We start from the raw sequence: 14,605 nt of genomic DNA, 5'->3' as shown, positions 1-14,605 counted from the left end.
ATATAACAGTAAATATAAAAGAATACGAATCATAATATGTGTTTCTTACTGTCAGCGCCCAGCAAGCTGCTTACACTCTGTTACAATGTTTAGCTACTTCTTCATAAAAGAGAAGAGGTTAGGACAAAAGGTTTGCAGCAACTCAACTAAAAAGGCCGAACTATGATTAGACAAGCTCACACATCGGGAACATGCTACAATAGTTCAGCTTTCTATATTGATAATTTAGCTCATAGATCAATAGGTGATGTTAGTTATGTTTCCTAACCTTTATCATTACTTAATAACTTCTGTCCCAAAACTTTGCGCCTTACTTCATTTTTCATTCATTTTTTCCTCTTAAGGGATAAAGCGCTTTTTCCACCGTTTTAGCGTTTTTTTCAGTGATTTCATTTTTTCTTGGAATGGGATTATATATATCCGATGAATCTTCCCAAGTTTGTGGCAACTTAAATGGAGATTCCTTTTCCCACTTTTCAATCCAATCAGAAGGTAATGGTCCTGTTCCGCTTGAATTTTCAATCATTTCTAACCAAATAAGTGACCAAGCTCTCGGAACTACCCGCCAGATATCATATCCACCCCCACCAACGGCTATCCATCTTCCTTCACAATATTGATGAGCGAGTTGGTGAGCGAGCCTTGGTATTTCTTTATATATTCTCATTGTTGCCGAAAGATGTGTTAACGGATCAAAGTAATGCGCATCAGCACCATTTTGGGTGAAAATAATATCTGGTTTAAAAAACGCTGCTACTTCTTTAAAGGACGTTTCGTATGCATGTAGCCACGAATCATCCTCTGTAAAAGCGTCTAAAGGTATATTAAAAGAATAGCCATATCCATGACTATGACCTCTTTCGTTAATATTCCCTGTTCCGGGAAATAAGTATCTACCGGTTTCATGGATAGATAATGTACATACATTTGGGTCATCATAAAACGCCCATTGTACACCATCACCATGATGAGCATCCGTATCAATATAAAGGACACGGGCATTGTACTTTTCTCGTAAATATTTGATTGCCACTGAGCTGTCATTATAGATACAAAATCCAGATGCCTTACCTCTAAAGCCATGATGAAGTCCCCCGCCTAAATGAAGGGCGTGTTCTGCCTTCCCTTGCATGACATAATCAGCGGCAGTCAATGCGCCTCCAACAAGTAAGCTACTGGCCTCGTGCATTTGAGGGAAAATAGGTGTATCCTCGGTTCCAAGCCCGTAACTCTCTGCCTGCTCTTGGGGAAGCTCATCATTACCTGCTAACTTTACAGCACGAACATAACCTGGATCATGAATGAGTAATAATTCTTCTTCTGTTGCTATTCTAGGTGCAATCATTTGCGTGTCTTTTATCGCATGGATAGATTGTAGTAAATCTAAAGTTAATTTTAAGCGTTGCTGATTAAAAGGGTGCTCAGCATTAAAGCGATAGTTAAGTAATGCATCAGAATATAAAAAAACAGAACGGTCCATGATGTTCACTTCCTTGGATCTATAGGCCAGAGTACAGAATGTCCTTCCTCACGTAATTTGTCTACAAGAGAAAGCGGATTCATTGTTTGGACTCTAAGGACTATAATTTTATAATTACTATCCTCTTTATCTGGATAGACGAGGACACTAAGAATATTGGCTTTTAAATTACGAAATACGGAGGTAACCTCAAAGAGCTTACCTGTACGATTAGGCACTCTTACTTCGATTTGTGACCCTGGCTGATGGGCACCTGTTAATTCTACATAAGTATGAAGGAGGTCTGTCTGAGTCACAATGCCGACTAATTGGTTATCGTTGAGAATGGGCATACAACCGATGCGGTGCTCGTAAAGGGTCGCAGCGATATCCTCTACAAAGTCTAATGGGTGTCCAGAAATAATGTCCGTTTTCATAATTCGTTTAATTGGTTGTGAGAGGCCTTCTTTTAATTGAACTGTATCTAGTATAGAAGGCGTCGCATCCCGTATATCTCGATCTGTTACTAAGCCGATCAGGTGATTGGCTTCATCGATAATGGGCAAATGGCGGATTTTTTGATCACGCATGAGTTGGAGTGCATCAGCAATGAGGTGATTTTCTGTAAGTGTAAAGATTTCCTTCTTCATCATTTCTTCAACAATCATTTAAAATCCCCCTTTTTAAGAAAAACTAATACATAAAGCGATTCATAAATCGAAGTTTATCGAACTGTTGAATGGAATCTGTGCTTACCCGATTACCAATCCGGGCCATTAGACAATTAGCGGGATGGGAGCTGATTTCTGGATCATCGGTAGCAAACCAAACAAGTCCCCCTGCATTCATCATCTTTTCCATGATTTTGCGATACTCCCATACGTTTAAACCAGTTCCTTTTAAGTCCCAATGCCAATAATATTCGGTAGTAATAACAATATAATCTTCCATCGCATCATCCATCATCGATACGCGTAAGATACTTTTTCCAGTTCCCGTTCCTCGAAAGGCAGGAATCACTTCTATTGCCCCTAGTTCTATGAGATTATTCATTTTCCCTTCTGACCATCTTTCTAACGGATCTGGATATAAATAAGTCGCATAGCCTACGATCGTATCTCTAAATCTAGCAATAATGATTCTTCCTTCAGGTAAACCAGCAATCTCAATTAAGGCCTTCCTCTGTTGCTCTGGAGGTCTGAAAGCAACAAGATCATGATGAAAGTCATAGGTTTTTAGAACGTCGGCAGATATCGGTCCTTCAATGATTAATTCTCCGTTTGCCGTATTCAGTTTCATCGCATTATACGTTTTCAGATGTTGCAATTCATTCACCGCCTAAAACAATTAATCTTTCTATCTATTATACATAAACTACTGAAGCGCTTTCATATAAAAAACATCAATTTAATGACAATTTAAAATAATATGTAGATTATATAAAAATTTTAGTGGGAATTGAAACCTTTTTATTTTAATTGCCCTATATTTGATCAATGGAAAGGGAGGATTTAACATAATATTTACGTCAGCCTTTTTAGATTACTCTTAACAGGCAATGTAGCCGTGAAGAAAATCATAGCAATAAAAGAAGTAAGAACGTTTGTTAAAGCTATCAGTATAAAATTAAAAACCCAGAGTAGCTTCAACACTAGATGAAGTAATGGAGAATGTAAAATCTTACTTCACAGTAGGTAAGTATAAAAAAACAGCTAGCTGATCGAACTGTTGACATTTTTGAAAAAAGTGGCTGCACAAGCAAATAAGCATATCTCTAGAGCAGATAGCAATTGGTAGGTGAGAGTAAATCTAAGTATATTTTAGATTTAGTATTTACTAGTAAAAATGAAGATGTAACGATAGCAAGACAAGAAGAATGGAAGAAGGATAGACCATTTTTTAGTTCAGATGTACGAGCCCTGGTAGCTTAACATCCTTACCAATTTCCCTTCAGATGTACGCCTGAATCTCCTTTATTCATCTAACCGTGATTGGAAAAAATCATATCAATAACACAGAAGGTAACAACTTTTAATGGTTATCCAATCTTAACTTACAGTTTAATAAGTCTTTATAGATAATTTACTGCCTTATAATTTAAAAAATTGTGAAAAAAAAGTATTTATATTATAATAGTTTAAACAAGTTTAAAGGGGGATAAATGAACATGAAATTGGAAGCGCTGCCAGCAATACAAGGTAACCATAATTTGAAAAATTATGAGGAAGCGTATAATAGTTTTGATTGGACAGAAGCGAAAAAGCAATTTTCTTGGTACGAAACAGGGAAAATGAATTTGGCGTACGAAGCAATTGACCGCCATGCTGAAAGTGATAAGAAAAACAAGGTAGCGCTCTATTATCGTGAAGGTGAGAATAAAGAGAAGTATACCTTTAAAGAGATGAAGGACTTTTCAAACCAAGCGGCTAATGTACTAAAAGCACATGGAGACGTTGAAAAAGGTGATCGCGTATTTGTTTTTATGGGACGTTCACCAGAACTTTACTTCTCAGTTCTTGGCGCAATCAAGCTAGGTGCCATAGTCGGACCACTATTTGAAGCCTTTATGGAGGGAGCAGTAACAGACCGTTTAGAGGATAGCGAAGCAAAAGTCCTTATTACGACTCCTGAACTATTAGATCGTGTACCCGCTGATAAATTACCAAATTTAAAACATATTTTTGTTGTTGGTGAGAATGTAGAGGAAAATGGAAAATTATTAGATTTCCGTAAATATATGCAAAAGGCTAGTAAAGAATTAGAAATTGAATGGGTAGAACCGACAGACGGTCTAATTTTACATTATACTTCTGGTTCCACTGGTAAACCAAAAGGTGTGCTGCACGTTCACAATGCGATGATTCAACATTATCAAACGGCGAAATGGGTATTGGACTTAAAAGAAGATGATGTTTATTGGTGCACGGCTGACCCAGGTTGGGTAACAGGAACTTCTTATGGTATTTTCGGACCTTGGTTGACAGGAACATCAAACCTTATTGTCGGAGGCAGATTTAGCCCAGAAACATGGTATCAGGCGATTGAAGATTATGGTGTTACGGTTTGGTATAGTGCACCAACAGCTTTTCGTATGTTAATGGGCGCTGGGGATGAAGTAGTGAAGAAATTCAACTTAAGCACTCTACGACATGTGTTAAGTGTAGGTGAACCATTGAATCCTGAAGTGGTGAGATGGGGAGTGAAAGTATTCAATAAGCGTATTCATGATACGTGGTGGATGACTGAAACGGGTGCTCAACTCATTTGTAACTACCCAAGCCTAGAAATTAAACCTGGCTCCATGGGTAAACCAATTCCAGGGGTAAAAGCAGCCATTGTCGATGACCAAGGGAATGAACTACCACCAAATCGCATGGGTAATCTGGCCATAAAAAAAGGGTGGCCATCTATGATGCACACCATTTGGAATAATAAAGAGAAATATGATTCTTACTTTATGCCAGGTGACTGGTATGTTTCAGGTGATTCCGCTTATATGGATGAAGATGGATATTTTTGGTTCCAAGGGAGAGTCGATGATGTAATTATGACGTCCGGCGAACGGGTAGGACCATTTGAGGTAGAAAGTAAGCTCATCGAACATCCAGCTGTTGCTGAAGCTGGTGTCATAGGAAAACCGGACCCGGTTCGTGGCGAGATTATAAAAGCCTTTATTGCGCTAATCGATGGTTATGAAGCAACAGATGAACTGAAAGAAGATATTCGTCAATTCGTTAAAAAGGGGTTAGCTGCACACGCTGCACCTCGTGAAATCGAATTCCGCGACAAACTGCCAAAAACACGTAGTGGTAAAATCATGCGCCGTGTATTAAAGGCTTGGGAATTAGATTTACCTACGGGCGACTTATCTACAATGGAAGACTGATCTAACAACCACACACAAGTCATATAGATAGAGTAGTGAGAAAGATTTTTGGGTTTTTTGAAATTGCGGGTCAATGATAGGGGATTCCTCTCTTATTGACTCGTTTTTTAGTATTTGAGGAAAGTTTTTTAGGAAAGCAACATTTTATGCTATCTACACATAAAAGGGTGGTTAATAGCTATAATGAATGTTCTCCTTGTTTTAATAGATGTTTAAAGTGGGAATTATTATTTACATATACGTAAATATTTGATAAATTAATCTAACCTCTTTTTTATAACCACAATAGAATGCAAAACAAAATGGCCACAGCCCTATAGAATATAGAGCAATGGCCGCTTAAAATTTATGTTATTTTCAAGGTCGGCAGTCAATTGCTTCACAATTTTATTTAGTACATATTTAGAAATTAATTTAAATCATTATTATATTCATTATGCGAAGCTTCATCTTTAATTTCTGAGCGTAAACCGTCGATACTTTTTCTCCGTCTTTCATTTTTATCCAATATTTCATTTTTTTCTTGGGCACTCAACTCTTCTGAGTGAGCTTTAGTGTAGTCCTCAGCTTCATTAATATTCTGAAGTGTATTGTCAATGTTATTTTGAATTTTTCTCACATTATCTGAACGGTTGTCTGGTTTGGCATTCGTCATATTATCCCTCCTAAGATTAATTCTTTCAGTATTTTCTCCTAACACTTCGGAAATATTCTTACTAAGTTTTTTTCGCTATATAATGGATCATAAATTGATTTATGGTGCCCGTTTTCTAGACTATTTTCGTTAAATATTTTATACAAAAAATTGAATAAGTGGAAATTTTTTTAGAAAAGATTAGATGTAATGTAGTTTGATTTTTAATTGATATGAAGAAGAAAAACTCTACTTAATTGCTATTACACTCCTCTTAAAAGATATTGAGAATCCTTCCGTACATCAAAAGATACTCACTCTTTCCATTTCATAACACACATTTTTGATGGCTGCAGTGACGAATCCCTAATTCATCTATTCATATATCCTTTACCCGGTGTTATGTGAAAACTCTCCTATGAATATCTATTAAAACTTTATCCTTTCTTTGCAATAAAAAAATCCCCTCCAAGTAGCATTCTTCCTTCATGGTAAGATGAAGGCTTTTTTGAATATCTACTTTAAGGGGACATTAATCAACTGGTAAACTTTAATAGTACCACTTCAAGAATGATTTACTTTGTTTAGTTATTTTAGGGTAGTAACAAATGTCATTGTGTTTTTTTCTATAAAAAAACTCTTTCTTACATGCCCGATTATCTGTCTCTTTTCGTATTCTTCAGCTTTGATTTTAGACTATCGCCAATTAATTCTAATCAAACGGAATTTACACCAGGTGTTTAATTTTGTGCGAATGACATCTCTTTTGATTTGAGTTGAAAATGAAATGGCCAGATTCATTCTATTCTTCATCACTCGTATCCGGTTGATCTTCTTCCGCAGGAGGATTTTCTGTTTCACCTTGAGGCTTTTCCTCTTCCGGTTTTTCTTCTGGTTTGCTATCCGTTTCTGTTTCCTTATCTGTTTGTTCCTCTTTAGGCTCGTTTTCTTTTACTTTGTCCTCTTGTTTTGGCTTCTCTTCTTCCTTCACTTTGCCAACTTGGACTTTGCTTGAAGGTGAAGATTCATTACCGGCAATATCAACTGCTGTAACATGGTACTCACCATTGCCACCTTTATAGCCTAAGGAGTCACCGGCTTTTATACTGGCTACTTTTTTACCGTCTTTATATACACGATAACCAATGACGTCATTTTCAGGATGTTGCCCCCAAGTGATGGAGTTACCTGATGCTTTAGCATTTGGTGCAGCTGGCTTTTTGCCATTTTCACTCATTTTATCGGCTGCAACGAGTACTTTAGCCCATTTATCCCTTTTCGGCAATAAATCACTTGGGTTCGCTCTAATGCCAAATAGTTTTTCAATATAATCGGCATCTATGACCATACCAGGCTCAGAAAATTCCGCTGGTGTGGATTCAAGTGCCAAATACTTTTTATCCCCTATATAGACAATTCTACCTGTTCCAAGACTATCATCTGATTTAGACGGAACATATTTTGCATTAAAGATGTCAGTATCAACAAGTCCTGCTTCAGAGCAAGCTTGAGAAGGGATTAAACCACTAATTGCACAGAATGAGCGACTGACTATACCATCAGGTCGTTTAAAGGTTTTATCTGGCTTCATGAGTTCAGGATTTACATCATAAGCAGCGTTCATCAAATCAGCCCATAAGTAATTATTACGTGCGCTATAAGATAAACTACCACTTGCTTTTAGAGACTTAGGCGTATCGTAGCCACTCCATAGACCAGCGGTTACATTTGGGTTAGACGCGACGAACCATGCATCTTCAAAGTTATTACCTGTCCCTGTTTTTCCTGCCCAATCGGCACTAAATTTTAAACGGTTTTTAACAGCAGTGGCTGTCCCACTATTAATAACCCCACGCATCACATCTATTGTTAAGTAAGCTGTTTGCGGAGTAAAGACTTCTACTTCCTTCGTTTCATGCTCGTAGATGACATTGCCTTCTTTATCAGTAATCTTATCAATCATATAAGCATCTACGAATTTACCGTTATTAGCAAATGTAGTAAATGCATTCGTATTTTCCTCAACGGAAACACCATTTGTTAATGAACCTAATGCAGCTGATCTATTCGTTTTATCTTCTGCGGTTAATGTGGTTATACCCATCTTTTCAAGATATTGTGCCGGATTTTGGCTCAAAATATCGGTATAAAGTTTAACCGCTGGGACGTTATAAGATTGTTCAACGGCATACCTTGCTGAAACTAAACCATGGTAGGTAAAAGAATAGTTTTTTGGCCAATAGTCACTTGAACCTGGATTTAAGCGCAGTGGCACATCGGGAAGAATACTTCCTGGTTGTGCTGCACCAAGTTCGAATGCAGGACCATAAACAAGTAATGGTTTCATGGTTGAGCCGTTTGGTCTTAACGTATCGGTTGCATGGTTAAGGTCTTCATTTAAGGATACACCCTTGCCACGACCACCAACAAAGCTCAGAATTTTCCCTGTACTGTTTTCAATAAGTTGTCCACCAACCTCCACTGGTTCCATTACTTCTTTTTCTTCACCATCGATTACATAGGTTGCACTTTTGGCTGGGCCGTAGTTAGGATAATCTTTAACAACTTTTTGCCAAGCTTCATAAATATCTTTATCAATAGTTGAGTGAACATGATAACCATTCTGTCTTAATGCTCGATCAGCTAAAATAAGATATTCGTTTTTAAGGTCACCAGTTAAATCAGCTTCTTCATAGCCATCTTGTTCTGCTAAGATGGATGCTAAAAGCTCCTTGGCGCGGTCTTGAATTTCATAAGTTAAATAAGGGTATTTTTCAATTGCATCATCATTTTTCGGTTTTCTAAAGTCAGCAACAATATCATACTCACTAGCTTCTTTATATTCTTTTTCAGTAATCCTTTCATCATCGTACATTCTCTTAAGTACGACTTTCATACGATCAATGCCTGGTTGTAGAGACTCTTCATCCTTTAAGCCACCACCTTGTTGGAATGGTGTATAACCAAAAGGTGACTGAGGCATACCAGCAATAAAAGCTGCTTGCGGAATAGATACATCTTTAGCATCAACACCAAATAAACCTTGAGCAGCAGCCTGAACGCCAGCGATATTTCTACCTTCCGCATTTCGGCCAAAAGTAGAGACATTTAAATAAGCTTCAAGAATCTCCTCTTTATCAAAATAATTCTCTAACCTTAATGCGAGTAAGATTTCTTTTGCTTTTCGATCAAAAGAAACTTCGTTTGTTAAGATCTGGTTTTTTATCAGTTGCTGAGTTAATGTACTTCCTCCAGATTGAGTAGAGGCGTTAGTTACTTCTTGAAACAGTGCACGTAGGATAGCTTTTGGCACTACACCTTCGTGCTCATAAAAGTACTCATCCTCTGTGGCAATAACAGCATCTCTCAAATATGGTGAAACATTTTCTAGCTTCACTTCTTCTCTTTCAAGGTCCGTTCTTACATTTCCTAAATATACATCACCAGCGAAATATAATTTTGAGGTTTCCTCATAATTATAGATATCTTTTTGCATATTTTCATAAGAACGAAGGGGTTCATCTTTAACAAGAGAAGCAAAATAGCCAATACCTGTGGCACCTGCAAATGCCCCACCTAAGATAACGGTAATTGCAAGTATTAATAATAAGTTCCATATAACTTGATATGTAATACGTGCGCCTTTTTTGGTTTTATTATGAGTTAAAAAACCGAACGCGGCTTTTGCTTTTTCTTTTATCTTGCTGAAGGTCTCATTCATTCGTTCATCCCTCCTAAAATCAAATACATTATAGCATAACCTAACAGGTAATATGACAAGGTTCGTCATAAAGTACAAAATTCATATTTTTCCTATTGGGATGAAAAAAAGTTAAAAAAACGTCATATTGACATTGGTTATTCTTTTATGATAAAAATGCATTATTACGATTCAATTTAATATTAGCGTTGATGGGTCATAAGTAGTCATTCTATCCCTGTTTTCAGAAAGTCGACGGTTTGCTGTGAGTCGATACAAATAGAAGTGCGAAATACCTCCCGGAGCTTTTACTGCGAATGAATATATCTAGTAGTAGTAAACGGTATTTCCGTTATCAGTGAAGAGTGGAGAATAATAGTGTTCTCAAACTGGGTGGTACCGCGCAAAGAAATGCGTCCCTGCAATGAGCAGGGGCGTATTTTTTTTGGATAAAAATTTATCTTTTATGAAATAAAGGAGGAAAAGTGGATGAATTTATTAGAAGATTTACAGTGGAGAGGCATTATTTATCAACAAACAGATGAAGAGGGGATGAAGGATCTTTTAGAAAAAGAAAAGATTTCCTTATATTGTGGGATGGATCCGACTGGTGATAGTATGCATATTGGTCATTTATTACCCTTCTTAACATTGAGAAGGTTTCAAAATGCTGGGCATCGTCCGATTGTGTTAGTAGGGGGGGCAACTGGGTTAATTGGTGATCCAAAGGCGACAGAAGAAAGAACACTACAAACGATTGAGAAAGTACAAGAAAATGTTGCTTCTTTATCACAGCAATTAGAACGTATTTTTGATTTTGAAGGAGATAATGGAGCGACATTAGTCAATAATTACGACTGGACATCGAGTATGAATATTGTCACTTTCCTCAGGGATTACGGTAAACATATTGGGGTTAACTATATGTTAGCTAAAGATACGATTGCTAAAAGATTAGAATCAGGTATTTCTTTTACGGAATTCACTTATACGATTTTACAAGGGATGGACTTTAAGCATCTTTATGAAAATCATCAATGTAAAATTCAAATTGGCGGCAGTGATCAGTGGGGTAATATTACAACTGGGCTTGAGCTTATCCGTAAAATGGTTGGAGAAGGTGCAAAAGCATACGGTATGACCATTCCGCTTGTGACAAAAGCTGACGGTACGAAGTTTGGAAAAACAGAAGGTGGAGCCATTTGGTTAGATGCCGAAAAAACATCACCTTATGAGTTTTATCAGTTCTGGATTAATACAGCAGATGCAGATGTCATTAAATACTTGAAATACTTCACATTCCTATCACGTGAAGACATCGAAGCTTTGGAAGTAGCTGTCCAAGAAGAGCCTCATTTACGTAAAGCACAAAAGGCATTAGCAGAAGAAATGACGAGACAAATACATGGTGAAGCAGCATTGAACCAAGCGCTGAAAATTACTGAAGCCTTATTCAGTGGACAAATTAAAGAGTTAACCGCTGCGGAAGTAAAGGAAGGGTTTAAGGATGTTCCTTCTTATCAACATACTGGAGAGGGCAATATTGTTGACTTACTTGTAGAGGCTAAAATTTCGCCTTCTAAAAGACAAGCGAGAGAAGACGTAACGAACGGTGCAATCTACATTAACGGTGATCGTATGCAACAGGTTGATTATCAGTTGAGTGAGCAAGATAAAATAGAGGGTCAATTTACAGTTATTCGTCGCGGGAAGAAGAAATATACATTAATTCAATATTAAAATGAAGTAGCCTATTTCTAAAAATTAGAGATAGGCTACTTATCTTTAGTAAACAGTTTTTCTGCATTTTTTTAATGCTATTAAGCGTATTAAGCGTGGCCGATTATAGCGTTGTACGATAATAATAGGTAAATTAAATATTAATGCATAGGCAATCATTACCCAACCTGCCCAAATGGGGTTCCAAATGAAAAATAAACATGCAGGTGGTATGGATAGCCAGTGGGTGAGCTCTGCTCTTCTAGATTCATATAAGAAAACTTCAAGGTCTGACAGAGAAACACCCTGTAAGTTTTGTTTTTCGTATCCTTTAGAAATAATATGCTTACCATCTGGAATTTTATGTTTCCACTGTCTTACCTTAACCAGCCATTGCCAAAGCTCTCCGTTTTTCTCCCATTTTTTTGATTGATAAAGATGAGAATCATTTTTAAACCAACGGAGTGGTAGAGAAGCTAGTAAAAGAGATAAACTGATGTGAATGAAACCCCATGCAAGAATATTAACTGTCAAAAGAGCGAGTGGTGTAAGGGTGAAAATCGGAAAAATATTCATACTTTTACCTTCCTACCACGCCAGTTCACCCTTTTTTTAATTCGCGTTAAATAAAGAGAATATACAAATGTTAGTGTAAAGAAACAAAATAAAAATGGATAAAGGACAATACTCGCTATATGAAAACGACCGATTTTTTGAGACTGCAAAATAAGATGATAGATGTAAAGAAGATAAAATCCTAATGAAATAAGTAATAAGCTAAGACTGCTTTGCCATAGTGACAATAAGATGAATGCAACGGAAGAAAAGGCACCGGCAATCCATAAACTTATTAGTATGGTAATAAAAGAATGAGTAGCCTTTGAAGCTGTAGCAAAGCTTTTAGTCCAACCTTCAATCAAACCTTTGATCCCCTCTGGGTACATACGAAAGCTGATAAGGTCTTTACCGCTAATACAATGGACTGGGAATCCCTCTTTACTAAAAATTCCTCCTAACACAAGATCATCCATAATCGCTTCCCCGACTTTTTGATGCCCGCCTGTCTGTAGATATTCATGTGTATTACATAAGATACACGGACCGAATGCACCTGCAGGTGGTATTTTTTGACGAAAAATGGTAAAGACATTCATGCCTGCAAAAACAATCATATTAAATAGTAAGGATAAGTTTTCATAGGATTTTTTAATACGATGAAAAGGCTGTACAGAGAGAATACCGGTTTTTCCGTATCGTTCATATGTTTGCATTAAATTCTGCAAGCTATCAGGATGTTCAAAGAATGTATCAGCATCAAGGAATAATAAGAAATCACCATTCGCTTCGTTCGCGCCAAGCCAGCAGGCCGCTGACTTTCCTTTCCAATTTTCTCTTAATGTGTTGGTATTTAAAACCTTTGCACCGTAATGCATAGCAATAGAAGCTGTGCTATCTACCGAACCATCATCGATGACAATAATTTCTCTTGGCTGCATAATTTGTTGCTGTAATGAAGTGAGTAAGTTCGGCAATCGTTTCGCTTCATTTCGTGCGGGTATAATGATAGATACCTGTTCTATAAGTGGTGAAACCAGTTTTGTACTTTTTTTTTCAGCAGTGGGAATTTCCCATAACATTAGCTTCCCAGAAAGGAGGCCAAATATAATGAACAAGACAAGTACGGTGAGAATACCGGTCAGAACCATGAATGTTACGCCCTTTCTTTTTCAGCAGTCATTATTTTATCACGCACTTGCATACCGCTAAGTGTGACCATCGGCATACCGCCACCTGGGTTTACGGTTCCGCCTGTGAAAAATAAATTCTTATACTTTTCACTTTGTTTAGGGTGTTTAAAGCCTTTGTTTTTGCTCTTATCAGAAACGGTTCCATAGATAGAACCACGATGAGAGTTGTATTTTTCTTTGATATCTTCAGGCGTCCAAAAATCCTCTGTAACAATGGATTGGCGTAAATTAGTCAATCCCATTTCTTCTAATTTAATGAGTACAGTCGTCCTTAAGTGCAAATAATCCTCTTTTGTGAAGGGCTGATCTTGGATATACGGGATATGTGGCAGCACTTTAAGATTTTCATGGCCAACTGGAGCCTGACTTGGGTCTGTTTTATTGACATTGACTAAATAGATCGTTGGATCATCTGGTAGTTGTTTTTTATGAAATATTTTATTCATCTGCGTCTTTAAATCTCTTGAGAAAAAGAAATTATGATGACGTAATTGTGGGTATTGATTTTTAACACCAAGATGAATCACTAAACCTGAGCTAGAGGGCTCAAACTTTTTTTCAAGTTTATTAATGTAGCCTATGTTTTCATTCAATAAAAATTGATAGGTTGGAATGACTTCCATATTGGAAATATAATAATCAGCCTTTAGGGTGGTACCATCTGCTAGAATGGCTTCTGTGACTTTATTTTTGCTAGTAGATAATTTTGTTACCTCTTGACCGTGGTAAATATGAACACCAATTTCTTGAGCAAGTTTTGTTAAACCTTCTGCAATTTTGTGCATACCACCAGGCACATACCATACCCCTTGCTTATGCTGCATATAAATCATCATATTAAGTATAGCTGGTGCATCATAAGGTGAAGAGCCAACATATTTGATAAAATAAGAGAGCATTCTCTTGAGATGATGATGACTAATATGATGCTCGATGGCATCATACATTGTGGAAAATAAATCAAACCCTCTAAGTGAGCGGATGATTCCGTGATGTTTGATTACTTCTAATGTTGAATCAAGCCCATGCTTATAGTAACCTTCATTAGTCATTTCATATAACCCTTTACAATAATGAAGGAACTGCTCATATTCTTCTATATCCTTGGATGTTAAATCATCATTTTCAGTGAGCATTTGTTCTAAATTTGAGAAGAGATCAAGCATTTTTCCATCTGGAAAGAAAGCACGCCATTGGTGTGCTACTTCCTTTATTGGAATATATTCAGACATCTGTTTGCCACTGCCGTTAAACAATCTTTCAAAAATATGCGGCATGGTTAAAATACTTGGTCCAAGATCAAAACCAAACCCATCTTGCTCAAGCCTATTTAATTTTCCACCGAGGTGAGCATTTTTTTCATATAATGAAACTTGAAAACCGCTCTGTGCTAAGGAAATACTAGTGGACAGTCCGCCGAGTCCACCGCCGATGACAATGGCTGTTCGCTTCATTAATT

The 14,605-nt window shown here is 37.1% G+C and carries 10 protein-coding genes and 1 other annotated feature; of the genes, 2 read left to right on the top strand and 8 right to left on the bottom strand.

What is annotated here, in order from left to right; all coding sequences use genetic code 11:
- Positions 1 to 322: 322 nt before the first annotated feature.
- From MKX67_RS17480 to MKX67_RS17470, 3 genes are read right to left on the bottom strand one after another with little or no spacing between them, the layout of a single operon-like run.
- The gene (locus MKX67_RS17480) at positions 323 to 1,480 is read right to left on the bottom strand and encodes an acetoin utilization protein AcuC (RefSeq protein ID WP_322910351.1); all 1,158 of its coding nucleotides are present in this window, start codon (positions 1,478 to 1,480) and stop codon (positions 323 to 325) included.
- A gap of 5 nt (positions 1,481 to 1,485) precedes the next feature.
- Entirely contained in the window at positions 1,486 to 2,127 is a 642-nt protein-coding gene (locus MKX67_RS17475; RefSeq protein WP_307316775.1) for an acetoin utilization AcuB family protein, read from the bottom strand.
- Positions 2,128 to 2,152: 25 nt separating this feature from the next.
- Positions 2,153 to 2,785 carry a GNAT family N-acetyltransferase gene (locus tag MKX67_RS17470; RefSeq protein WP_095372243.1) on the bottom strand — a complete coding sequence of 211 codons (633 nt, stop codon included), beginning with the start codon at positions 2,783 to 2,785 and terminating at the stop codon, positions 2,153 to 2,155.
- Between the two features lie 841 nt (positions 2,786 to 3,626).
- Between MKX67_RS17470 and acsA the strand changes: the two genes are divergently transcribed.
- Entirely contained in the window at positions 3,627 to 5,345 is a 1,719-nt protein-coding gene (gene acsA, locus MKX67_RS17465; protein ID WP_095372244.1) for an acetate--CoA ligase, read from the top strand.
- A 409-nt stretch (positions 5,346 to 5,754) separates the two neighbouring features.
- Here acsA and tlp read toward each other — a convergent pair whose 3' ends face one another.
- Positions 5,755 to 6,000, bottom strand: a complete 246-nt coding sequence (tlp, locus tag MKX67_RS17460) for a small acid-soluble spore protein Tlp (protein WP_307316780.1) — start codon at positions 5,998 to 6,000, stop codon at positions 5,755 to 5,757.
- A gap of 781 nt (positions 6,001 to 6,781) precedes the next feature.
- Complete coding sequence (locus MKX67_RS17455) at positions 6,782 to 9,700, bottom strand: transglycosylase domain-containing protein (protein ID WP_307316783.1); 2,919 nt, start codon at positions 9,698 to 9,700, stop codon at positions 6,782 to 6,784.
- 179 nt (positions 9,701 to 9,879) lie between these two features.
- Positions 9,880 to 10,103 (top strand) — a binding site (T-box leader).
- 65 nt (positions 10,104 to 10,168) lie between these two features.
- Between MKX67_RS17455 and tyrS the strand changes: the two genes are divergently transcribed.
- Complete coding sequence (gene tyrS / locus MKX67_RS17450; protein WP_095372248.1) at positions 10,169 to 11,419, top strand: tyrosine--tRNA ligase; 1,251 nt, start codon at positions 10,169 to 10,171, stop codon at positions 11,417 to 11,419.
- Positions 11,420 to 11,464: 45 nt separating this feature from the next.
- Here the strand turns inward: tyrS and MKX67_RS17445 are convergent, their stop codons facing one another.
- Genes MKX67_RS17445 through crtI form a run of 3 tightly spaced genes read right to left on the bottom strand, consistent with a single transcriptional unit; the run spans position 11,465 to position 14,600 of the window.
- Entirely contained in the window at positions 11,465 to 11,974 is a 510-nt protein-coding gene (locus MKX67_RS17445) for a glycosyl-4,4'-diaponeurosporenoate acyltransferase (protein WP_095372249.1), read from the bottom strand.
- Entirely contained in the window at positions 11,971 to 13,104 is a 1,134-nt protein-coding gene (locus MKX67_RS17440; RefSeq protein ID WP_095372250.1) for a glycosyltransferase family 2 protein, read from the bottom strand. The genes MKX67_RS17445 and MKX67_RS17440 overlap by 4 nt, the downstream gene beginning before the upstream one ends.
- A 5-nt stretch (positions 13,105 to 13,109) precedes the next feature.
- A complete protein-coding gene (crtI, locus tag MKX67_RS17435) occupies positions 13,110 to 14,600 on the bottom strand; it encodes a phytoene desaturase family protein (RefSeq protein WP_307316789.1) in 1,491 nt (496 codons plus the stop codon).
- Between the last annotated feature and the right edge of the window lie 5 nt (positions 14,601 to 14,605).

It is taken from the genome of Cytobacillus sp. FSL W7-1323 (genome assembly GCF_038595015.1).
Lineage (GTDB): Bacteria > Bacillota > Bacilli > Bacillales > Cytobacillaceae > Cytobacillus > Cytobacillus kochii.
The sequence above is the reverse complement of the archived record's forward strand: the minus strand, read 5'-3'. Positions and strand labels throughout refer to the sequence as shown.

Coding starts and splice junctions, on each gene's coding strand:
- MKX67_RS17480 (WP_322910351.1), bottom strand. CDS start 1,480: ATGGACCGTTCTGTTTTTTTATATTCTGATGCATTACTTAACTATCGC.
- MKX67_RS17475 (WP_307316775.1), bottom strand. CDS start 2,127: ATGATTGTTGAAGAAATGATGAAGAAGGAAATCTTTACACTTACAGAA.
- acsA (WP_095372244.1), top strand. CDS start 3,627: ATGAAATTGGAAGCGCTGCCAGCAATACAAGGTAACCATAATTTGAAA.
- tlp (WP_307316780.1), bottom strand. CDS start 6,000: ATGACGAATGCCAAACCAGACAACCGTTCAGATAATGTGAGAAAAATT.
- MKX67_RS17455 (WP_307316783.1), bottom strand. CDS start 9,700: ATGAATGAGACCTTCAGCAAGATAAAAGAAAAAGCAAAAGCCGCGTTC.
- tyrS (WP_095372248.1), top strand. CDS start 10,169: ATGAATTTATTAGAAGATTTACAGTGGAGAGGCATTATTTATCAACAA.
- MKX67_RS17445 (WP_095372249.1), bottom strand. CDS start 11,974: ATGAATATTTTTCCGATTTTCACCCTTACACCACTCGCTCTTTTGACA.
- MKX67_RS17440 (WP_095372250.1), bottom strand. CDS start 13,104: ATGGTTCTGACCGGTATTCTCACCGTACTTGTCTTGTTCATTATATTT.
- crtI (WP_307316789.1), bottom strand. CDS start 14,600: ATGAAGCGAACAGCCATTGTCATCGGCGGTGGACTCGGCGGACTGTCC.